The sequence below is a fragment of the Pseudomonas sp. R37(2017) genome, assembly GCF_002113375.1.
Classification (GTDB): Bacteria; Pseudomonadota; Gammaproteobacteria; order Pseudomonadales; family Pseudomonadaceae; genus Aquipseudomonas.
In genome coordinates, this window is sequence record NZ_NEHO01000002.1 from 42237 (window position 1) to 62438 (window position 20202).

Below are 20202 nucleotides of genomic sequence, written 5' to 3' on the forward strand. Positions count from 1 at the left end.
ATAATAACGTCTCTCACAAAACTCGTCGCCGCTCATGCTGAAAACACCGATTGCCAGTCGCCCCCACGACCACTCGCATTGCGTTCACAGCGCTTTGTCCGAGGCCGATGCCCTGTGCGCACGTCAAGGCCTGCGCCTGACCGCGTTGCGCCGGCGAGTGCTGGAACTGGTGTGGCAAAGCCACAAACCCTTGGGTGCCTACGACATTCTCGCGGTCCTCAGCGAGCAGGACGGTCGCCGTGCCGCGCCGCCGACGGTCTATCGCGCGCTGGATTTCCTGCTGGAAAACGGCCTGGTCCATCGCATCTCCTCGCTCAACGCCTTCATCGGCTGCAATCACCCTGAACACGCGCACCAGGGTCAGTTCCTGATTTGCCGTGTGTGCCACGCCGCGATCGAACTTGAGCAAAAATCCATCAGCGACGCGATCATCGCCAGCGCCAGGGATGTCGGGTTCGTCGTCGAGGGCCAGACCGTCGAAGTGGTCGGTCTCTGCTCGGGTTGCCAGGAGGCTTGATGAGCAACGCGCTGATCCGTCTTGAGCAGGTTGCTGTCACGTTCGCCGGGCAACCGGTGCTGGACAATATCGAGCTGAGTGTCGAGCCGAGGCAGATCGTTACCCTGATCGGTCCCAACGGCGCCGGCAAGACAACCCTGGTGCGTGCCGTGCTCGGCCTGTTGAAACCGGACAGCGGCAGTGTCTGGCGCAAGCCGAAACTGCGGGTTGGCTACATGCCGCAAAAACTTCATGTCGATCCGACCCTGCCGTTGTCGGTCCTGCGTTTCTTGCGCCTGGTGCCGGGCGTGGACCGGGCCATGGCCTTGGCGGCACTCAAGGAAGTGGGCGCCGAACAGGTGATCGATAGCCCGGTGCAAAGCGTTTCCGGTGGCGAAATGCAGCGCGTGTTGCTGGCCCGGGCCTTGTTGCGCGAACCGGAACTGCTGGTACTCGACGAACCGGTGCAGGGTGTCGACGTGGCCGGCCAGGCTGAGCTGTACAGCCTGATCACCCGCTTGCGCGACCGTCACGGTTGCGGCGTGCTGATGGTCTCCCACGACTTGCATCTGGTGATGAGCACCACGGATCAGGTGGTTTGCCTCAATCGTCACGTCTGCTGCTCCGGCCATCCCGAACAGGTCAGCGGCGATCCGGCGTTTGTCGAGCTGTTCGGAAAAAACGCACAAAGCCTGGCGATTTATCACCACCATCACGACCACGCCCACGACTTGCATGGCTCGGTGGTCAAGGGGCCCGCGTCGGGCCATAACCATGTTCACGGAGATAGCTGCAAGCATGGCTGATTTTCTCCTTTACGCCCTGCTTGCAGGCTTGGCCCTGGCCGTCGTCGCGGGCCCGCTGGGATCATTCGTGGTCTGGCGGCGGATGGCCTACTTCGGCGACACCTTGTCCCACGCGGCACTGCTGGGCGTGGCCCTGGGCTTCCTGCTGGATGTCAGCCCGACCGTTGCGGTCACCGTAGGCTGCTTGCTGTTGGCAGTGATGCTGGTGACCTTGCAACAACGTCAGCCATTGGCATCCGACACGCTTTTGGGAATTCTCGCACCCAGCACGCTCTCTCTGGGCCTGGTGGTACTAAGCTTCATGCACGAAGTGCGGATCGACCTGATGGCCTATCTGTTCGGTGACCTGCTGGCGATCAGCCCGACCGATCTGGCCTGGATCCTTGGCGGAAGCACTGCGGTACTGGTGTTGCTGGTTGCTTTGTGGCGCCCCTTGCTGGCGATCACGGTGCATGAAGAACTGGCCAGAGTCGAAGGCCTGCCCGTGGCGGGATTGCGCCTGGCACTGATGCTGTTGATCGCGGTGGTGATTGCCGTGGCGATGAAAATCGTCGGCGTGTTGCTGATCACTTCGTTGCTGATCATCCCGGCCGCGGCGGCACAACGCCACGCCCGCTCGCCGGAGCAGATGGCACTGGGCGCGAGCCTGCTGGGCATACTCGCCGTGTGTGGCGGGCTGGCACTGTCCTGGTTCAAGGACACCCCCGCCGGCCCATCGATTGTGGTGACAGCCGCCGCGCTGTTTCTGCTGAGTTTTGTTCTGCCCCGTCGAGGGGTGTAGACTTGCTCGTTTTTTGCGCAATTAGAGAGTCGCAGGAATGAAGTCGTTCGCCTCCCGTTATCTGCTCCTTGTCGCATTTTCTTTGCTGCTGGGTGCCTGCCAAAGCACGCCACCGGCGGCCACCGAGGCCGCCGATGCGCGGGCCACGGCCATCGTACAGCTGGAACAAAACATTGCCAGTGATGAACTGGCCATCGCCGAAGACCAACTGGCAGCCTTGCAGGCCGAATCGCCCAACGACGCATCCCTTGAGCAGTACCAGCGGCAACTGGCCGAAGCCTACCTGCGCCGCAGCCAGATCGTGCTGCAAAAGGGCGATGTGGACGCCGCCGCGACCGCCCTCAGTCGTGCCCGTGCATTGATGCCCAAGGCTCCGGCACTGACCGGCGGCGTCAACGGCTCGATTGCCCAGGCGCGCAAGGCCGAGCTGGAAAAAGCCGAAGCCGCCCTCAAGGCTGCCGAGGCCAAGCCAAAAGCCAAGGTCATCGATCTAACGGCCGAAAGCACCGCGCTCGTACTGAATATCAACGATATGGGCAAACTGCGTCGCCAACTGGACGCTATCGCCGCCGATGTGGTGAATTTTCAGTGCGACGTAAGCATTCAGGCGCCGCGTACCGATGATTACCCTTGGCTGGCTAACTTGCTGACCAAACGGGTCAAGAAGCTCGATCCTGCGTTTGACCTGAAGCTTGATCGGCAGATTTTGCGCAGTGTCCCGGCGCAGATGGTTTTGACTCCGCGTAAACCCTGAAAAGCATCGCGGGCTCGCCCGCGATGGCATCCAGTCTGGCAATAAAACTCTCAGGCCGGTATCGCCTTGGCCTTCGCCTCCCTGTGCCAAGTCCGATGCTGCCCAGCAGGTCGAAGTTGCCTTCGGCCTTGGGTGAGCTTCTACAGCCGTTCCTTTTTCTGACCTTTGATCGCGTTATTGCCAAATGACAGGACAAATGCGAAATAAATGCTAAGAACCTCTATACAGACAGGCTAAAATGCGCGCCCGGCTAACCGCTGACCCTTTTCCAACGCGCCCCACAAGGTTCGCTACGTGATCGAGTTTCAAAACGTCCATAAAACCTACCGCGTCGCCGGTAAGGAAATCCCCGCCCTGCATCCAACCAGTCTGACGATTGAGAACGGGCAGGTTTTCGGCTTGATCGGTCATTCCGGCGCCGGAAAAAGTACCCTGCTGCGCCTGATCAATCGCCTGGAAAACGCCAGTGGCGGCAAGATCACCGTCGACGGTGAAGAAGTCACCGCGCTCGACGCCAATGGCCTGCGCCGCTTCCGTCAGCAGGTCGGGATGATTTTCCAGCATTTCAACCTGCTGGCCTCCAAGACTGTCGCCGACAACGTCGCACTGCCATTGACCCTGGCCGGCGAGTTGTCGCGCAGCGAAATCGACTCGCGCGTGGCCGAATTGCTGGCGCGGGTCGGTTTGTCCGACCACGCGAAAAAGTACCCGGCGCAACTGTCCGGCGGACAAAAGCAGCGCGTGGGCATTGCCCGCGCCCTGGCGACCAAGCCGAAAATCCTGCTGTGCGATGAAGCCACCAGCGCCCTCGACCCGCAAACCACCGCATCGGTGCTGCAATTGCTGGCCGAGATCAACCGCGAGCTGAAATTGACCATCGTGCTGATTACCCACGAGATGGACGTGATCCGCCGAGTCTGCGATCAGGTAGCCGTGATGGACGCCGGCATGATCGTCGAACAAGGCTCGGTGGCCGAGGTGTTCCTGCACCCGAAGCACCCGACCACCAAACGCTTCGTGCAAGAAGACGAGCAGATCGACGAAAACGAACAGCGCGACGACTTCGCTCACGTGCCCGGTCGCATCGTGCGCCTGACCTTCCAGGGCGAAGCGACCTACGCGCCGTTATTGGGCACCGTCGCCCGCGAAACGGGTGTGGACTACAGCATCCTGGCCGGTCGTATCGACCGCATCAAAGACATTCCCTATGGGCAACTGACTCTGGCCGTCACCGGTGGTGACATGGAGGCGGCGTTTGCCCGCTTCACCGCGGCCGACGTCCACATGGAGGTGCTGCGCTAATGGAAGCCCTGACAAGTTTCTTCGCCAACATCGACTGGTTCGAAATCTGGCTGGCCACCGGCGACACCCTGCTGATGCTCGGCGGTTCGCTGTTGTTCACCGTGCTACTCGGCTTGCCGCTTGGTGTGCTGCTGTTCTTGTGCAGCCCGCGCCAGTTGCTGGAAGCCAAAGGCGTCTATGCCATGTTGTCGCTGGTGGTGAACATTCTGCGTTCGCTGCCGTTCATCATCCTGTTGATCGTGATGATTCCGTTCACCGTGTTGATCACCGGCACGTCCCTCGGTGTCGCGGGTGCGATTCCGCCGCTGGTGGTAGGCGCCACGCCGTTCTTCGCCCGCCTGGTGGAAACCGCCCTGCGTGAAGTCGATCGCGGCATCATCGAGGCGACCCAGGCCATGGGCGCGACCACCCGGCAGATCATCACCAACGCGTTGTTGCCGGAGGCTCGCCCAGGCATCTTCGCGGCGATTACGGTGACAGCAATTACACTGGTGTCCTACACGGCGATGGCCGGTGTCGTCGGCGCCGGGGGTCTGGGTGACCTGGCGATCCGCTTCGGTTACCAGCGTTTCCAGACCGATGTGATGGTCGTGACGGTGGTACTGCTTCTGGTATTGGTCCAGGTGCTGCAGACCGTCGGTGACAAACTGGTTGTGCATTTCTCCCGTAAATAAGACATGAGCCGGCCGTTCGCTGGCAGGCACCGGAAAGCGGCGCCCGCCAGCAAGCACCCACAAGGAGTTAGCTGAATGAAAAAACTACTCGTCGCCTTCGCTGCTGTTGCCGCATTCTCGGCCCACGCAGCCGACACCCTGACCGTCGCGGCTACTCCGGTTCCGCACGCCGAGATCCTCGAGTTCGTGAAGCCGACCCTGGCCAAAGAAGGCGTGGACCTGAAGGTCAAGGTATTCACTGACTACATCCAGCCGAACGTACAGGTCGCGGAAAAGCGCCTGGACGCCAACTTCTTCCAGCACCAGCCGTACCTGGATGAGTTCAACAAGGCCAAGGGTACAAATCTGGTTTCCGTCGCCGGCGTGCACCTGGAGCCCCTGGGCGCCTACTCCAGCAAGTACAAGAAGCTGGATGAACTGCCAGGCACTGCTACCGTAGTGATCCCGAACGATGCCACCAACGGCGGTCGTGCGCTGTTGCTGATGGCCAAGGCCGGTCTGATCAAGCTGAAGGACTCGAACAACATCCTGTCGACCGTGAAAGACATCACCGAGAACCCGAAAAACCTGAAAATCCGTGAACTGGAAGCCGCGACCATCCCGCGCGTGCTGACCCAGGTCGACCTGGCGCTGATCAATACCAACTACGCGCTGGAAGCCAAGCTTGATCCGTCCAAGGACGCGCTGTTCATCGAAGGCAGCGACTCGCCGTACGTGAACATCCTGGTGGCTCGCCCGGATGACAAGGACGGCGAAGCGATGAAGAAACTGGTCGCTGCCCTGCACAGCCCGGAAGTGAAGGCCTTCATTATCGAGAAGTACAAAGGCGCGGTTGTGCCGGCGTTCTGATCCATTGCTGTAACGAAAAAAGGGCGCATTCAATGCGCCCTTTTTTGTGCCTGTATCAGCGCCCTTTGTAGGAGCGAGCCTGCTCGCGATGGAGTGTCAGTCGGCACCTCTGTATCTGATACACCATCGCGAGCAGGCTCGCTCCTACAGGGGGGTTGGCGTCGATCAGTCGCGCTTGAGCATCACCGGCAACTGCGCCACCAGCTTCGCATTGTTCAACGGTGCACGGATGAAGCCACGCTGCGTTCCATCCGGTCCGATCACCGCGAGGTTGCCGCTGTGATCGACGGTGTAGTTCGCCTTGCTGGTGTCCGCCGGAATGAACGGAATGCTCACCGCGTTGGCGAACTTTTGCAGCTCCTCGGTCGACGTCGCAGTCAGGCCGACGAATTGCGGGTCGAAGTAGCCCAGGTATTGCTTGAGCTGTGTGGGTGTATCGCGATTGGGGTCGACACTGACCAGTACGATTTGCAGTTTATCCACAGCCTCGGGCGGCAACTCGCTCTTGATCTGCCGAAGTTGGGCGAGGGTGGTCGGGCAGATGTCCGGGCAGAAGGTATAGCCGAAGAACAGCAGGCTCCACTTGCCTTTCAATTCATTGATCGTGACCGGCTGGCCGTCCTGATTGGTCATCGTCACATCCGGCAGGTTACGGCTCTGCGGCAGCATAATGATGCCGGCGTCGATCAGCGCCGTCGGGTCGCCCTGGTTTTTCCCGGACAACACCTTGTTGACGGTCAGGCCCAGGATCAGTGCGACCAGGGCGACGAGAATGAAGACGGTTTTCTGGGTTCGAGTCATAGGATCAACAATAAGTAGTGGTCTACGAGCAGGGCGATAAACAGCAGGAACAAGTAGTAAATAGAGTACTTGAACGTGTTGATCGCCGCGTGCGGCCGAGTGCCACGGTACAACACCACGGCCCAATGCAGAAACCGCGCCCCCAGCCCGAGCGCACACACCAGGTAGAGCGTACCGCTCATGTGGATCACGTAGGGCATCAGGCTGACGGCGAGCAACGCGAAGGTATAAAGCAGGATATGAACCTTGGTGTAGTGCTCGCCATGGGTAACCGGCAGCATCGGGATGTCGGCCTTGGCGTATTCCTCCTTGCGATGGATCGCCAACGCCCAGAAGTGCGGAGGGGTCCAGGCGAAGATGATCAGTACCAGCAGCAGCGGTTCAGCGCTGACGTGACCGGTGGCGGCGGTCCAGCCGAGCAACGGCGGTGCTGCACCGGCCAGACCACCGATGACGATATTCTGCGGGGTCGCACGCTTGAGGAATCCGGTGTAGATCACGGCGTAGCCGAGCAACGAGGCGAGGGTCAGCCACGCGGTCAGCGGGTTGGTGAACGCCAGCAGCATGGCTTGCCCAAGGGCCGCCAACAGCAACGCGAACGTCAGCGCGGCGGTCGGCGAAACCCGGCCTTCGGCGAGCGGCCGTTTGTGGGTGCGCGCCATCACCGCGTCAATACGCCGATCCACCACATGATTGACCGCCGCCGCGCCACCAGCACACAGGGCGATGCCCAGGTTGCCGAAAATCAGTACCGTCCACGGCACACCGGCGCGGGTCGCAAGAAACATCCCCACCAGTGAAGTGATGAGCATCAGCACCACGACCTTGGGTTTGGTCAGCTCCAGGTAGTCACGCCAGATCGCCTGACTGGGACGTTCGCCGATCAGAATCGCCATGGCATCTCTCCTTTTATTGTTATGGGCCCGGCTGAGTGTTTACGCGGACTGAAACGCCAGCGCGTTGGCTGCTTGACCCGAACCAGACTGGTTCGGGCGTGGTAATTGACCAGCACCATGGTCAGCAACAACGCCGCGCCGCCCGCGTTATGCGCGACGGCCACCGGCAGCGGCAGATGAAACAGCACATTGCTGATGCCGAGGGTGATTTGTGCGCCAAGGGCGACCAGCACCAGGCCTGCCAGGCGCGTCATGCCGACCACTTTCAATTGCCAGGCCAGACCGAGCAACACCAGGGTGACCAACAACGCACCGATACGATGGGTCAGGTGGATAGCCGTACGGGCATCGCTGTCCAGTTGGCCGCCAAGATAGTTCGGGCCAATGTGTTGGGTCAGGTGGAAACCGTTGGCGAAGTCGGCCGGTGGCAACCACTGACCATGACAGGTGGGAAAGTCGATACAGGCTACGGCGGCGTAATTGGAACTGACCCAGCCACCGAGCGCGATTTGCCCGATCACCAACAGCAACCCCGCCGTCGCCCAGTGCTGCAAACGTCGTGGCACGGTCAGCGCCGGCAGTACGCCGGACAGGCGCAAGGTCAACAAAAACAACAGACTCAAGGTCGCGAAACCGCCAAGCAGATGCCCGGTGACTACCTGCGGCCAAAGCTTGAGCGTGACCGTCCACATGCCAAACGCGGCCTGGCCAAAGACCACCGCCAACAGAAACAACGGCAACTTCACCGGCTGCCCCGGATGGCGGCGATGCATCCACGCACGCGCTGCCAGCACTGCGATCAACAGCCCCAGCGTGCCGGCGAAGTAACGGTGGATCATCTCGTTCCAGCCCTTGTGGGCCTCGACCGGAGTGTCCGGGAAATGCAATTCGGCATGGGCCAGTTGGGCTTCGCTTTTCGGTACGCTGATGAAGCCGTAGCAGCCGGGCCAGTCCGGGCAGCCGAGGCCTGCGTGGGTCAGGCGGGTATAGGCGCCAAGCAACACCACAATCAGCGCCAGCAAAGTGGCAAACAACGCGAGGCGAAATCCAGGTTTGGCCATGACGATGCCCTTATCCGATATTCGACAGTTTCAGCAGGTGACGCAGGTCGTTGAGCAGGTCCTTGCCCTTGACCGAAGGGTCATAGCGCAGCACCAGATTGCCGTGAGGGTCGATGATCCAAAGGTGTGGCGCGTCATTGCTCTGAGCGCCTTTGATGTAGGTCGGCAAGTCCAGTGAATAGCGCTGCAACTGCGGGTACTCGCGTTGAAGTTTAGTCTCGTAATCGCTGTTCAGCGCCTGCGCGGCGGCCAATGCATGGCTGGCGCGGGACGCGTCGCGCCCCAGGCCGATCTGGATCTGCCGCGCCAGATACACCAGTTGCTGGCAGTCCACCGCGCAATCCTTGGGCGCCGTCACCAGTATCTGCCAGCGATCCTCCTGTGCCTGTACACCGATGTCCGCGCGGCTCTGGCCGTTGCCGATCAGTTCGCCGTGATAACTGCGGCCCTCGGGCACCCAGAAATTCAGCTTGTACATGCCGGTGGCGAGGATCATCGGACCGATCACCCCGAGCAGGATCAGCAGCAGTTGCAAGCGGCCCTTGCGCCGGTTCACCGACGGTTTCGCCTCAGACATGCTGGGTGGATTCATGGCCGCTCCCATGGTGTTTCTCCTTTGCGTTGTGCCAGCCGAGATAGAGATAAAGACCGAACAGGGCAATCGCCATGGCGAACCACTGCACGGCATAAGCAATGTGTTTTTCCGGGCCCATGGCGATTACTGGCCAGTCGGCCTGATAGGTGGCCGGGCTGGTTTCAGCGCGTAATTCGTAGGCAAAACCTTCGCGGTTCAGCGCCCTCCAAAGGCTGGCCGGCTCGACGGCCGTAATTAGCTTCGGCCATGTAGACGTCGTCGGATCTGCGTGCAGTTGGAAGGTCGCACCGGGAGAAACGTAGACCCACGCATCGAGGCTGACTACCTCGGCAGGGGTCTTGAATTGTGGGGGTATGCGGCGCTCCGGCCATGGCAGCCAGCCGCGATTGACCAACAGCCAAAGCCCGGTGGCCTGATCATGGAACGGTTGCAACAACTCGACGCCGACTCGGCCGTTGCGTTGGCTATTGTCCAGCAGCAGGCTGTGTTCGGCATCGAACTGGCCATGCAAACGCACCCGGCGAAAGGCCGGATCAGTGGTGTATTGCAACTCGGTGCTGGCCATCGGCACGGCCGCGCGGCGTTCGGCATAGTTTTGCAGCAGCGCGCTTTTCTCCGCCCCCCGGCTCAATTGCCAGAACCCCAGGCACACCAGCAACGGCAGCAACAGCGCCACCACCAGCGTTGGCACGATACCCGGCCGAAAACACTTCATGGCATCGCCAGAAAGTCGGTCATCGCGATAGCTATACTCATATGCATCGCTTGTCCCCCCGGAGTCACACCATGCTCAAAGCAGCCATCGTCCTGATGCTGATTGCCACGGTTGTCAGCCTGTTCAGCGGCCTGTTTTTTCTGGTCAAGGACGACAGCAGCTCAAACCGCCTCGTCATTGCCTTGAGTGTGCGAGTGACACTGGCCGCCATTACCCTCGGCCTGATCGCCTGGGGCTTTTTCAGCGGCCAGCTGGTTTCTCATGCCCCCTGGTAGCTCGCTCCTGCCAACTGCTTTAAAGCACATAGACGAAAACGAACAACCCGATCCACACCACATCCACGAAGTGCCAGTACCAGCTTGCCGCTTCGAAGCCGAACTGGTGCTCGCTGTCGAAGTGCCCCCGCATGATCCGCATCAGCATCACGAAGAGGATGATGGTGCCGATGGTCACATGGGCGCCGTGGAACCCGGTGAGCATGAAGAACGTCGCGCCGTAGATGCCCGAACCCAGGGTCAGGCCCAGCTCGTGATAGGCGTGCATGTATTCTTCGGCCTGGAAGGTGAGGAACGCACAACCCAGCAATACGGTGAGCGCCAGCCAGAGTTTCAGTGCGCCGCGATGGCCCTTTTTCAAGGCGTGGTGGGCGATGGTCACGGTCACGCTGGAACTGACCAGCAACACAGTGTTGAGCAGCGGCAGGCCCCAGGGGCTGATGACTTCCTTGGGCGGCGGAAACAGTTTCGAGTCGGGGTTGTTCAACAACGGCCAGACAAATTCGAAGTTCGGCCACAGCATGTGTGCAATGCCCTTGGTGCCCTCGCCGCCGAGCGCAGGCCCGGAGACGTGACGCACATAAAACAGCGCGCCAAAAAAGGCGATGAAGAACATCACCTCCGAGAAAATGAACCAGCTCATGCCCCAGCGGAACGAGCGATCCATCTGTGCGCTGTACAAGCCTGCGCGACTTTCCTTGATCACCGTGCCGAACCAGCCGAACAACATGTAGGCCAGCAGCAGCCCGCCGACGAAAAAGATCAGCGGTCCGTGGGATTCCGGGCGCGCCGCTTTCAGATCATTGAACCAGGTGGCCAGGCCGTAGACGGTGATGACCAAGCCGAGCGTGGCGACGATCGGCCATTTGCTCTGGGCGGGAACGTAATAATGTTCATGAGTTGCCATTTATTGTTCTCCTTATCGGGCACGCTCAGCCGCCAGTGTTTACAGCTACCGGTGGATGTCGGGCGGTGATATCGAACAGCGTGTAAGACAGCGTCAGGTGCTTCACATCCTTGGGCATGTCACGGTCAACGATGAAACGTACCGGCATCTCGATCCGCTGACCGGGCTGCAGCACTTGCTGGGTAAAGCAGAAACATTCGGTCTTGTGGAAGTACGCCGCCGCGGTGCTGGGCGCGATACTCGGCACGGCTTGCGCGCTCATTGGCCGGTCGGTGGGGTTGTGGGCGATGAAGATCATTTCGTTCACCGCACCTGGGTTAGCGGTCAATTGATCATGCTTGGGGTAAAAGTCCCAGGGCATGTCGGCAGAGTTGGTCGACAGAAACTGCACACGCACCTGCCGCGAGGTATCGACCGTTTGCTCACCCTCGTACTGCCCGGCGGTCTTGCCGTTGATGCCGAAGGCCTTGCACATCACGTCGTAGATCGGCACCAGCGCAAACCCGAACACAAACATCGCCACCACCACGGTCAGTAAACGCGTGACCAGTTTCTTCAAAGAAATAGAGTCAGCCATGGCTCTTCCTCTTCGCACCGTCCCCTTTAGGAGCGAGCATGCTCGCGATGGTCGCCAACACTGACACTGGCTGCCTGACACCCCGCGGAGTTCTCGGGTTCATCGCGAGCATGCTCGCTCCTACAGGGTGGGTGTTCATTTCACTTCCGGCGGCGTGGTGAAGGTGTGATACGGCGCTGGCGACGGGATGCTCCACTCCAGGCCTTCAGCCCCATCCCACGGTTTGGCCGGTGCCGGGGGGCCGCCGCGAATGGTCTTGATCACGATGAACAGGAAGAAGATCTGCGTCGCACCGAACATGAACGCGCCAATCGAGGAAACCATGTTGAAATCGGCAAATTGCAGGTTGTAGTCCGGAATCCGCCGAGGCATGCCCGCCAGGCCCACGAAGTGCATCGGGAAGAAAGCCATGTTCATACCGATGAACGACAGCCAGAAATGCAGCTTGCCCAAGGTTTCGTCGTACATGTGGCCGGTCCATTTCGGCAGCCAGTAGTAGGCCGAGGCGAAGATCCCGAAAATCGCCCCCGGGACCAGCACATAGTGGAAGTGCGCGACTACGAAGTAGGTGTCCTGGTACTGGAAATCCGCCGGGGCGATGGCCAGCATCAACCCGGAGAAACCGCCAATGGAGAACAGGATCACGAATGCCACGGCGAACAGCATCGGCGTCTCGAAGGTCAGCGAGCCTTGCCACATGGTGCTGGCCCAGTTGAACACCTTCACGCCCGTTGGCACCGCAATCAGCAGCGTGGCGTACATGAAGAACAACTCGCCCACCAGCGGAATGCCGACCACGAACATGTGGTGCGCCCAGACGATGAACGACAGGAACGCGATACTCGCCGTGGCGTAGACCATCGATGTGTAGCCAAACAGTGGCTTGCGCGAAAAGGCCGGAATGATCGAGCTGACAGCACCGAACGCCGGCAGGATCATGATGTACACCTCGGGGTGACCGAAGAACCAGAACACATGCTGGAACAGCACCGGGTCACCGCCACCGGCGGCACTGAAGAAGCTGGTGCCGAAGTGAATGTCCATCAGCATCATCGTCACGCAACCGGCCAGTACCGGCATTACCGCAATCAACAGGAACGCGGTGATCAGCCAGGTCCAGACGAACAGTGGCATTTTCATCAACGTCATGCCGGGGGCGCGCAGGTTGAGGATGGTCGCGATCACGTTGATCGCCCCCATGATCGAACTGATCCCCATCAAGTGAATGGCGAAGATGAAAAAAGTCACGCTTTCCGGCGCATAAGTCGTCGATAGCGGAGCATAGAAAGTCCAGCCGAAGTTCGGCCCGCCGCCAGAAGTGAACAGGGTCGAAACCAGCAGCAGGAACGCCGCTGGCAACAACCAGAAGCTGAAGTTGTTCATTCGCGGCAGGGCCATGTCCGGCGCGCCGATCATCAGCGGGATCATCCAGTTGGCGAGGCCGACGAAGGCCGGCATCACCGCACCGAAGACCATCACCAGGCCGTGCATGGTGGTCATCTGGTTGAAGAATTCCGGCTGGACGATTTGCAACCCCGGCTGGAACAGCTCGGCGCGAATCACCATCGCGAACGAGCCACCGAGCAGGAACATGGAGAACGCAAACCACAGGTACAGCGTACCGATATCCTTGTGGTTGGTAGTCAGCACCCAGCGCATCAAGCCTTTGGCGGGGCCGTGGGCGTGGTCGGTGGCGGTATGAACATGTTCATCGATTACAGCAGTCATGTCCTGTCTCCTGCAAACAGATGGGCTGGGCAGGTCGGGATGCGTAGCCCCGACCGGTTCCTTACGCGTGCAATGGACCGGGTCATTTGCTTTCCGCCTGTTTCAGCTCCAGCACTTCTTTAGGCGTGACCATGTCGCCCTTGTTGTTGCCCCAGGCATTACGTTCATAGGTCACGACCGCCGCGATATCGACTTCCGAGAGTTGCTTGCCGAACGCCGCCATCGCGGTGCCGGGCTTGCCGTGGAAGACAATGCTCAGGTGGGCGTCTTTCGGTCCGGTGGCTATTTTCGAGCCCTTGAGCGCCGGGAACATCGGCGGCAGGCCCTGGCCTTCGGCCTGGTGACAGGCCACGCAGGTGGTGTGGTAGATCTTGTCGCCGCGATCCTTGAGCTCGTCGAGCGTCCATTCCTTGCTGGTCAGCTCTTTGAGCTGTGCAGCTTCGACCTTGCGATCAGCCAGCCATTTTTCGTAATCGGCCTTTTCCTTGACCTCGACCACGGTCGGCATGAAGCCGTGATCCTTGCCGCACAACTCGGCGCACTGGCCACGGTAGATGCCGGGCTTGTCGATGCGGGTCCAGGCTTCATTGACGAAGCCCGGGATCGCATCGCGCTTGACCGCGAAAGCCGGCACCCACCAGGAGTGGATTACATCGGCGGAGGTCACCAGGAAGCGCACCTTGGTGCCAACCGGCAGCACCAGGGGCTTGTCGACTTCAAGCAGGTAGTGCTCGCCCTTGGCTTCCTTGTTGTGGATTTGCTCCTGGGGGGTGGTCAGGTTGCTGAAGAACTCAACGTCCTGGCCCAGGTATTTGTAATGCCACTTCCACTGGTAACCGGTGATCTGGATATCGACCTCCGGCTCGCTTGAGTCGTACATCTTGATCAGGGTCGCGGTAGCGGGAACCGCCATGGCCACCAGGATCAGGAAGGGCACGATGGTCCAGAGGATTTCAACGGTGGTGCTTTCATGAAATTTGGCGGCCACCTGCCCGGTCGAGCGGCGGTGGAGAATCATCGACCAGAACATGGCACCAAAAACGATGATGCCGATCACCACACAGATCCAGAAAATGGTCATGTGCAGGTCGAATACTGCGTGACTGATTTCGGTCGCTCCAGGCGCCATATTCACAGTCCAGGCCGCTTGCGCCTGACTGAAAATCGACCACAACAGGAGGCCCATCCAGACATGTGGATGTCGCATCATTGCGGGTTCCCCTTATCGTTCTTGTTATCCCGCCGGCTTTCACCTGCGGCAAGGGAGCGGCTGCATCAGACTACGAACTTGAATTGCCGGGCCTTGCTGCATATGCAGTCGGGCGTCATCAGCTAACTCCATTCCACCCCGAGTATAGACAGCACCTCCGACCTCGCAACGCGAAGGCGTAAATCGGATGAAACAGCATTAACTTGCATTGCAGGGCACGAATGGAGAAGGATGCAGGCGAGTGGTGGCACGCCGATATAACAGGTGCGTCTCAAGGATGAAGTAATTATGACAAATGCGTCTTAGCATTTTTCGTAAGCCAGCTAAGTTATGTCTTCCCTATTTCATTGCCTTGTTTCCTGGAGTTTTCATGAACACCGCCGCATTGCGCGAGCAGATCCAAAAAGCCCAACAACACGAAGCCGAAACCCGCCTGCTGACGCGTCAGCTGGAAAGCAAACTGCCTCATCTACACCCGTCGATCCAATTGCCGGAGACCGATACCAACGGCGTACTGACGCGATTTGTCGCCGCCTACATCGAAGAAGTGCCCGATCTGCTGGATGCAGCCAATGAAGTCGCAAGGGAAGCGGGCATTGAGTCACAGATCAAACCGGTGCTGAAAATCGCCGAGCAGTACTTCCTCCAGCCGCCAGCCATCATGGCTGGCCACGTCGGGCTCGACAGCCTGCTGGATGAAGCCTATCTGGCGCATCGGTTCGTCGAAGAGGTCAACGACCTGTACATCAAGCATTTCGGCCAGCCACTGATCCCCCTGGACATGACTGTCGCCAACCTGATTGCTCACCAATTGATCGGTGAGTCGTTCGCCAACCAACTGGACGAAGCGGTACATCACGCCATCGACGAGATGCTCAACGACGAAAGCTTCGCCCTGGAATCGGTAGAAGCCTACCGTGAGAAGCTCAAAAGCCCGGACACCGGCGCCGCGTGGAAACGCTGGCCGTGCATGTCCCGCCGACTGGGCGTAGACCTGGCGCTGGATCAGCCGGCGGCTTGATCCAGCGGTAAACACAATCTCCCTGTAGGAGCGAACCTGCTCGCGATGAGGCCACGTCATTCAACATCAATGTTGAGTGATACGCCGCCATCGCGAACCAGCTCGCTCCCACACAGGAGCCTCAGCCAGCCGCGCCCAAGCCAATGTTCGTCCGCACCCGCCCTTCGAGCCTGCGCTTCAATCCCCGCGATTCAATCACCAACCTTGAACCCTTGGCTGCATTGGCCCGCCCCCACTCCTCCAGCAACTCCAGGCACGAGTGATCGATGTAGCTCAGGTTGTTGAGCGGCACATGCACGGTCGTGCCCGGAGCGATACGACCCAGCATCCGGGTCAGCGCCGGCACCTTGAGGAAGGTCGCCGCCCCTGCCAGGCGCAATTCCACTTGCCCTTCCTGAGGCAGGTCGACCAGGCTGATTTTCAATCGAGAGGCTTTCAGCGCCAGCTTCACCAGCGTCAGGCCAAAGCCAATCAGCACGCCGGTCAACAAGTCCGTGAAAACGATGGCGAGCGCGGTTGCCGCGTAAGTGACCATCGGCGCAAGACCATACCGACCCAAACCACGAAAGACCTTGAGATCCACCAACTTGAAGCCGGTGTACACCAGTACGCCCGCCAGGCTTGCCACCGGAATGCTTTGCAGCACGCTGGACAGCAACAGCACGAACGCCAGCAGCCACAGGCCGTGGAAAATGGTTGAAAAGCGCGTGGTTGCTCCGGCCTGAACATTCGCCGAACTGCGCACGATAACGCCCGTCATCGGCAACGCCCCAAGCAGGCCACACAGCATATTGCCGATGCCTTGCGCCGACAGTTCGCGGTCAAAGTCCGAACGCTGGCCGCTGTGCATGCGATCCACCGCTGCGGCTGAGAGCAGGGTTTCGGCGCTGGCAATGAAGGCCACGGCAAATGCGGCAATCAGCAGGGTCGGATCGGCCAGGTTGAGCAGATCCGCCGGCTTCAGCCAGTCGATGGCTTGCGCCAGGTTGTCCGGCACCTGGACCCGTTTGACCTGCAACGTCAGTATCAGGCTGGTAAACGTGGCCAGACCGACGCCCAGTAGCGCCCCGGGAACGAAGCGCAGGGATTGTGGACGGAGTTTTTCCCACAGCCACATGACGGCAATGGTCGACAAACCCAGCAAGCCGGCTTGCCAGCCAAACGTGGGCAAAGCCTGAGCCAGCGCCTCCGGGAAGGCTGACAGATTATCCAGCCCCGAGGCTTTGGGCACGGCATCCAGCATTACATGCACCTGCGACAGGACAATCAACACGCCAATCCCGGCCAGCATGCCGTAAACCACCGCCGGTGCGGTCACCCGAAACCAGCAGCCCAACTTCAAGCGACCGGCCACCAGTTGCAGAAATCCCGCCAGCAACAAAATGGGTCCGAGCATGGCGACACCATGCTGGCGGACCAGTTCGAACACCAGAACAGCCAGCCCCGCCGCCGGGCCGCTGACCTGCAGCGGCGAGCCGGCCAGCCAGCCGACGACCAGACCACCGATGATGCCGGTTATCAGACCTTTTGCCGGCGGCAGCCCCGAGGCAATCGCGATACCCATGCACAGGGGCAGGGCGACCAGGAACACAACCACCGAAGCCAGTAGCTCCCGTGGCAGAACAGCTTTGAGTCGAACAGCACGCATGGTGAGTCTCCCGAAGTTTTCTTCAGGCATGGCAAAGCCAGGCTGCCTGAACGGCAGCCCCGGCTGAACCACACAACGATTTAGGAGGATCTAGAAGCGCGCTTTGGGCGTCGCCACGGGAATTGGCAGGCTGCCATTGAGCGGCAGGAAACAGCCTTGATCGGCGTCATAGGCTTTGATTTCGCTGGTTTCGATGTTGTAGACCCAGCCGTGGATAAACAGCTGACCGTTGGCCATGCGCGAGGCCACCGACGGATGGGTGCGCAAATGCTGCAACTGGGCGATCACATTCTCTTCGGTGAGAATGTGCATGCTTTCACTTTCGTTAGAGCAGTTGCAGTTCTCCTGCACCATGGTCTTGGCCACTTCGGCATGACGCAGCCAGGCTTTGACCGTCGGCATTTTTTCCAGACTGTCCGGGTTGAGCACCGCGCGCATGGCGCCACAATCGGAGTGCCCGCAAATGATGATGTGATGCACACCCAGAGCGAGTACGGCGTATTCGATGGCCGTGGAAACACCGCCGTTCATTTGCCCGTAAGGCGGTACGACGTTACCGACATTGCGGGTCACGAACAGATCCCCGGGGGAGCTTTGAGTGATCAATTCGGGAACGATGCGCGAATCGGCGCAGGCAATGAACATCGCTCTTGGCCGCTGGGCCGTGGCGAGTTTCTTGAAGAGCTCTTCCTGTTGGGGAAAGACCTCATGATGAAAATGCAAAAAACCGTCAACGATGTGCTGCAACGCTGCATCGGCGGTTTCGGCCTCGGGTTGGGCTGAAGCCGACGCAGCCAACGGCTGTTTATCCTTGTCACTCATGAATTCATCCTCATTGGCGGGCTCGGAAAGTCATCCCGTGGGGTCCGGTGTGGAGCCAGTGGCTGGTTAAAAAACATCCAGGCCGAGCATCTCGACCCATCAGTCACTCGATGAACAAGGTAGCGGCCGAATCTTAATTGAAACTGAATGAAACGCTCTAGAACGCGCGTTCCAGGTCACAAAAATGTGACCTTCACAGTATATGAACGCGCTCTTCAGTACTCACCATAGGCCAATTGTCCTCAAATCAACGACATTTGGCGACCCGGCGGACAAAAGGCTTCGCAATCCAGATTGAACCCCTCCCGGTGATTGATTCCCAGCCGTTTGATCGCTTTGGCAAAGCGCTGCGCCAGCAAGTCCGCAAACGGACCTTCGCCGCGCATTCGAGCGCCAAATCGGCTGTCATAGAGTTCACCGCCACGGCTCTGGCGAATCAGACTCAGCACATGCGCGGCCCGTTGCGGATAATGAGCGCCAAGCCATTCTTCGAACAGCGGCGCCACTTCCAGCGGCAAGCGCAACATCATGTAGGCGGCGCTTTGCGCTCCGGCCGCATGAGCCTCGCAGAGCAGGCTTTCGAGTTCGCTGTCGTTGATCATGGGGATCATCGGTGAACACAGCACGCCCACCGGAATTCCGGCATCGCGCATGACCCGGATCGCTCGCAGGCGGGCCTTTGGCGCTGCTGCGCGGGGCTCGAGGATGCGCTTGAGTTCGTCGTCCAGGGTGGTCAGGCTGATCATTACCGCCACCAGCCTGTGCCGGGCAAGTTCGGTCAGCAGGTCCAGGTCGCGAAGAATCAGCGAGCCCTTGGTGACGATGGTCACCGGGTGCCGATAACGCAGCAGTACTTCGAGGGTTTGCCGGGTGATCCTGTATTCACGCTCGATCGGCTGATACGGGTCGGTGTTGGAGCCGAGGTTGATCGGCGCGCATTGATAGCCACGCCGGGACAGTTGTTCTTCCAGCACCTGCACAGCGTTGGTCTTGGCGATCAGTTTCGTTTCGAAATCCAGCCCTGGCGACATGTCCCAATAGGCATGGCTCGGCCTTGCGTAGCAGTAAATACAGCCATGTTCACACCCGCGATAAGGATTGATCGAGCGATCGAAGGGCAAATCCGGCGACGTGTTGCGGGTAATGATGGTTTTCGCCGTTTCAATGCGCACCTCGGTGCCTTGGGTGAGCGGGACTTCCTGGTACCAGCCGTCGTCTTCGGCCACCGAGCGGCTGATGGAGAAGCGGTTGTGCGGATTGGTCGCTGTGCCGCGGCCACGTGGGGGCAATGGCGTGTGCATGGGGGGAACCCTTTAACTGTATGCATGTACAGTACATTATCAGCATTCACCACACCAGTGCCGTTCGGCACTTTCTCTTTTTTGTATTTTGAGTTTCTGCAAAGTAACCATGAGATACATATAAAACCTGGTTCAGGCTCGGACAGTAGCGCTACTATTTTTGCAGCAAACATAAACATGGATACATCTAAAGGAACTGATTATTTTATTCTTAAATCCTCGGAAACATCATTATAAACATCGATTGCGACAGCAATATCAATGACCTGCCGTGCATATAACCCATGCGCGACAAAGTTGACTAACAAGGATAAAAATCATGTGGAAACCCAGTAATCCAGGTGTATTTCTACGTCGAATAGACTCACCGGAAAGTGATAAAGTGATTATAAAACTGGTGAGAGAAAACACGGTCGATGTTGCCAACCGGCAATATGATGATCGTTTCAGCGCCATAACAACCATGACGCTGCATATAAATAATGAAACCAGGCAACACAGCCTCGATTTTGATCCATGGTCAGATATAAATGTAATCCGCGACGGCAGCATTGATGAAAAAGATATAAATGCAATTAATCAGCTCGCCCTTGCCTTCTACCATCAATCAGTAATTGACCCGGACCTTCTTGTTTACATTTCGCGGGGCCCGGTCGACGATGTAGATGTTTTTGATCCAACAAAACCTGTTGAACCATTGCCTCCCCTGATACATACCCTGCGAATTGAAGCGCTGTATATGTATGAGGAGGAGGAATTGGAACTCAGAGCTTACTACTACGGCAAATCATTTGATGAGGGTAATAGTTTTGCAGTAAGGGGAGGTTACTCAACAGGCTTCGGTAACGATGTAATACCCGACTTGGAAAATCTGGCCAAAGCTTTCTACATATTGAAACTGTAAAGGCGCCACGAACTGATTTCAGATAACCAGCGCCATTTCACATTTCATTGACACCTGCCTCACAGCCCTTTGACCGCTC

Annotated in this window: 22 protein-coding genes; 10 read left to right on the top strand and 12 right to left on the bottom strand. The window is 59.0% G+C overall.

From position 1 onward, the window contains the following. The first annotated feature begins 34 nt into the window (after nt 1-34). The 7 genes from zur to CAG47_RS03325 all read left to right on the top strand — a co-directional run bounded on the left by zur (nt 35) and on the right by CAG47_RS03325 (nt 5662). Nucleotides 35-517, top strand: coding sequence for a zinc uptake transcriptional repressor Zur (zur, locus tag CAG47_RS03295; RefSeq protein ID WP_085723486.1), 483 nt, complete (start codon nt 35-37; stop codon nt 515-517). Further along, a complete protein-coding gene (gene znuC / locus CAG47_RS03300) occupies nt 517-1302 on the top strand; it encodes a zinc ABC transporter ATP-binding protein ZnuC (protein ID WP_085723487.1) in 786 nt (261 codons plus the stop codon). The genes zur and znuC overlap by 1 nt, the downstream gene beginning before the upstream one ends. Then, entirely contained in the window at nt 1295-2083 is a 789-nt protein-coding gene (znuB, locus tag CAG47_RS03305; protein WP_085723488.1) for a zinc ABC transporter permease subunit ZnuB, read from the top strand. The genes znuC and znuB overlap by 8 nt, the downstream gene beginning before the upstream one ends. Nucleotides 2084-2120: 37 nt before the next feature. Beyond that, the gene (locus CAG47_RS03310) at nt 2121-2837 is read left to right on the top strand and encodes a PA5502 family lipoprotein (protein ID WP_085723489.1); all 717 of its coding nucleotides are present in this window, start codon (nt 2121-2123) and stop codon (nt 2835-2837) included. Nucleotides 2838-3131: 294 nt separating this feature from the next. After that, nucleotides 3132-4139: a methionine ABC transporter ATP-binding protein gene (locus tag CAG47_RS03315; RefSeq protein ID WP_085723490.1), complete on the top strand. Its 1008-nt coding sequence runs from the start codon at nt 3132-3134 to the stop codon at nt 4137-4139. Next, nucleotides 4139-4813, top strand: coding sequence for a methionine ABC transporter permease (locus tag CAG47_RS03320; RefSeq protein WP_008002212.1), 675 nt, complete (start codon nt 4139-4141; stop codon nt 4811-4813). Before CAG47_RS03315 ends, CAG47_RS03320 begins: the two co-directional genes overlap by 1 nt. A 75-nt stretch (nt 4814-4888) precedes the next feature. Further along, entirely contained in the window at nt 4889-5662 is a 774-nt protein-coding gene (locus CAG47_RS03325; protein ID WP_085723491.1) for a MetQ/NlpA family ABC transporter substrate-binding protein, read from the top strand. A 165-nt stretch (nt 5663-5827) separates the two neighbouring features. Here CAG47_RS03325 and CAG47_RS03330 read toward each other — a convergent pair whose 3' ends face one another. From CAG47_RS03330 to CAG47_RS03350, 5 genes are read right to left on the bottom strand one after another with little or no spacing between them, the layout of a single operon-like run. Next, nucleotides 5828-6463: an SCO family protein gene (locus CAG47_RS03330; protein ID WP_085723492.1), complete on the bottom strand. Its 636-nt coding sequence runs from the start codon at nt 6461-6463 to the stop codon at nt 5828-5830. After that, entirely contained in the window at nt 6460-7359 is a 900-nt protein-coding gene (cyoE, locus tag CAG47_RS03335) for a heme o synthase (RefSeq protein ID WP_085723493.1), read from the bottom strand. The genes CAG47_RS03330 and cyoE overlap by 4 nt, the downstream gene beginning before the upstream one ends. Next, nucleotides 7347-8420: a heme A synthase gene (locus CAG47_RS03340; RefSeq protein WP_085723494.1), complete on the bottom strand. Its 1074-nt coding sequence runs from the start codon at nt 8418-8420 to the stop codon at nt 7347-7349. Before CAG47_RS03340 ends, cyoE begins: the two co-directional genes overlap by 13 nt. 10 nt (nt 8421-8430) lie before the next feature. Then, a complete protein-coding gene (locus tag CAG47_RS03345) occupies nt 8431-9024 on the bottom strand; it encodes a hypothetical protein (protein ID WP_085723495.1) in 594 nt (197 codons plus the stop codon). Further along, entirely contained in the window at nt 8990-9730 is a 741-nt protein-coding gene (locus tag CAG47_RS03350) for an SURF1 family protein (protein WP_085723496.1), read from the bottom strand. Before CAG47_RS03350 ends, CAG47_RS03345 begins: the two co-directional genes overlap by 35 nt. A gap of 71 nt (nt 9731-9801) precedes the next feature. On the opposite strand from CAG47_RS03350, the gene CAG47_RS03355 reads away from it, so the two are divergent. Next, nucleotides 9802-10005, top strand: a complete 204-nt coding sequence (locus CAG47_RS03355; protein WP_085723497.1) for a twin transmembrane helix small protein — start codon at nt 9802-9804, stop codon at nt 10003-10005. Between the two features lie 19 nt (nt 10006-10024). Here the strand turns inward: CAG47_RS03355 and CAG47_RS03360 are convergent, their stop codons facing one another. From CAG47_RS03360 to coxB, 4 genes are all read right to left on the bottom strand, one after another. Beyond that, nucleotides 10025-10912 carry a cytochrome c oxidase subunit 3 gene (locus CAG47_RS03360; protein ID WP_085723498.1) on the bottom strand — a complete coding sequence of 296 codons (888 nt, stop codon included), beginning with the start codon at nt 10910-10912 and terminating at the stop codon, nt 10025-10027. Between the two features lie 25 nt (nt 10913-10937). Next, a complete protein-coding gene (locus CAG47_RS03365; RefSeq protein WP_085723499.1) occupies nt 10938-11489 on the bottom strand; it encodes a cytochrome c oxidase assembly protein in 552 nt (183 codons plus the stop codon). Nucleotides 11490-11624: 135 nt separating this feature from the next. Next, nucleotides 11625-13217 carry a cytochrome c oxidase subunit I gene (gene ctaD, locus CAG47_RS03370; protein ID WP_008002232.1) on the bottom strand — a complete coding sequence of 531 codons (1593 nt, stop codon included), beginning with the start codon at nt 13215-13217 and terminating at the stop codon, nt 11625-11627. Between the two features lie 82 nt (nt 13218-13299). Beyond that, nucleotides 13300-14427 carry a cytochrome c oxidase subunit II gene (gene coxB, locus CAG47_RS03375; RefSeq protein WP_085723500.1) on the bottom strand — a complete coding sequence of 376 codons (1128 nt, stop codon included), beginning with the start codon at nt 14425-14427 and terminating at the stop codon, nt 13300-13302. Between the two features lie 370 nt (nt 14428-14797). Here coxB and CAG47_RS03380 point away from each other — a divergent pair, with 370 nt between their 5' ends. Further along, nucleotides 14798-15448, top strand: coding sequence for a hypothetical protein (locus CAG47_RS03380; protein WP_085723501.1), 651 nt, complete (start codon nt 14798-14800; stop codon nt 15446-15448). A 121-nt stretch (nt 15449-15569) separates the two neighbouring features. Here the strand turns inward: CAG47_RS03380 and CAG47_RS03385 are convergent, their stop codons facing one another. The 3 genes from CAG47_RS03385 to CAG47_RS03395 all read right to left on the bottom strand — a co-directional run bounded on the left by CAG47_RS03385 (nt 15570) and on the right by CAG47_RS03395 (nt 19219). After that, a complete protein-coding gene (locus tag CAG47_RS03385; RefSeq protein ID WP_085723502.1) occupies nt 15570-17096 on the bottom strand; it encodes a SulP family inorganic anion transporter in 1527 nt (508 codons plus the stop codon). A gap of 90 nt (nt 17097-17186) precedes the next feature. Beyond that, nucleotides 17187-17918, bottom strand: a complete 732-nt coding sequence (locus CAG47_RS03390; RefSeq protein ID WP_085723503.1) for a carbonic anhydrase — start codon at nt 17916-17918, stop codon at nt 17187-17189. Nucleotides 17919-18160: 242 nt separating this feature from the next. Then, entirely contained in the window at nt 18161-19219 is a 1059-nt protein-coding gene (locus CAG47_RS03395; RefSeq protein ID WP_085723504.1) for a PA0069 family radical SAM protein, read from the bottom strand. A gap of 319 nt (nt 19220-19538) precedes the next feature. On the opposite strand from CAG47_RS03395, the gene CAG47_RS03400 reads away from it, so the two are divergent. Continuing rightward, nucleotides 19539-20123, top strand: a complete 585-nt coding sequence (locus tag CAG47_RS03400; protein ID WP_085723505.1) for a hypothetical protein — start codon at nt 19539-19541, stop codon at nt 20121-20123. The last annotated feature ends 79 nt before the right edge of the window (nt 20124-20202 follow it).

Excerpts from the sequence above, each read along its gene's own strand:
- coxB (WP_085723500.1), bottom strand. The coding sequence starts at position 14,427 with ATGATGCGACATCCACATGTCTGGATGGGCCTCCTGTTGTGGTCGATT.
- znuB (WP_085723488.1), top strand. The coding sequence starts at position 1,295 with ATGGCTGATTTTCTCCTTTACGCCCTGCTTGCAGGCTTGGCCCTGGCC.
- CAG47_RS03330 (WP_085723492.1), bottom strand. The coding sequence starts at position 6,463 with ATGACTCGAACCCAGAAAACCGTCTTCATTCTCGTCGCCCTGGTCGCA.
- CAG47_RS03380 (WP_085723501.1), top strand. The coding sequence starts at position 14,798 with ATGAACACCGCCGCATTGCGCGAGCAGATCCAAAAAGCCCAACAACAC.
- CAG47_RS03400 (WP_085723505.1), top strand. The coding sequence starts at position 19,539 with ATGTGGAAACCCAGTAATCCAGGTGTATTTCTACGTCGAATAGACTCA.
- CAG47_RS03385 (WP_085723502.1), bottom strand. The coding sequence starts at position 17,096 with ATGCGTGCTGTTCGACTCAAAGCTGTTCTGCCACGGGAGCTACTGGCT.
- CAG47_RS03395 (WP_085723504.1), bottom strand. The coding sequence starts at position 19,219 with ATGCACACGCCATTGCCCCCACGTGGCCGCGGCACAGCGACCAATCCG.
- CAG47_RS03365 (WP_085723499.1), bottom strand. The coding sequence starts at position 11,489 with ATGGCTGACTCTATTTCTTTGAAGAAACTGGTCACGCGTTTACTGACC.
- cyoE (WP_085723493.1), bottom strand. The coding sequence starts at position 7,359 with ATGGCGATTCTGATCGGCGAACGTCCCAGTCAGGCGATCTGGCGTGAC.
- CAG47_RS03325 (WP_085723491.1), top strand. The coding sequence starts at position 4,889 with ATGAAAAAACTACTCGTCGCCTTCGCTGCTGTTGCCGCATTCTCGGCC.
- CAG47_RS03320 (WP_008002212.1), top strand. The coding sequence starts at position 4,139 with ATGGAAGCCCTGACAAGTTTCTTCGCCAACATCGACTGGTTCGAAATC.
- CAG47_RS03310 (WP_085723489.1), top strand. The coding sequence starts at position 2,121 with ATGAAGTCGTTCGCCTCCCGTTATCTGCTCCTTGTCGCATTTTCTTTG.
- CAG47_RS03355 (WP_085723497.1), top strand. The coding sequence starts at position 9,802 with ATGCTCAAAGCAGCCATCGTCCTGATGCTGATTGCCACGGTTGTCAGC.
- znuC (WP_085723487.1), top strand. The coding sequence starts at position 517 with ATGAGCAACGCGCTGATCCGTCTTGAGCAGGTTGCTGTCACGTTCGCC.
- CAG47_RS03345 (WP_085723495.1), bottom strand. The coding sequence starts at position 9,024 with ATGGGAGCGGCCATGAATCCACCCAGCATGTCTGAGGCGAAACCGTCG.
- ctaD (WP_008002232.1), bottom strand. The coding sequence starts at position 13,217 with ATGACTGCTGTAATCGATGAACATGTTCATACCGCCACCGACCACGCC.
- CAG47_RS03340 (WP_085723494.1), bottom strand. The coding sequence starts at position 8,420 with ATGGCCAAACCTGGATTTCGCCTCGCGTTGTTTGCCACTTTGCTGGCG.
- zur (WP_085723486.1), top strand. The coding sequence starts at position 35 with ATGCTGAAAACACCGATTGCCAGTCGCCCCCACGACCACTCGCATTGC.
- CAG47_RS03360 (WP_085723498.1), bottom strand. The coding sequence starts at position 10,912 with ATGGCAACTCATGAACATTATTACGTTCCCGCCCAGAGCAAATGGCCG.
- CAG47_RS03390 (WP_085723503.1), bottom strand. The coding sequence starts at position 17,918 with ATGAGTGACAAGGATAAACAGCCGTTGGCTGCGTCGGCTTCAGCCCAA.
- CAG47_RS03350 (WP_085723496.1), bottom strand. The coding sequence starts at position 9,730 with ATGAAGTGTTTTCGGCCGGGTATCGTGCCAACGCTGGTGGTGGCGCTG.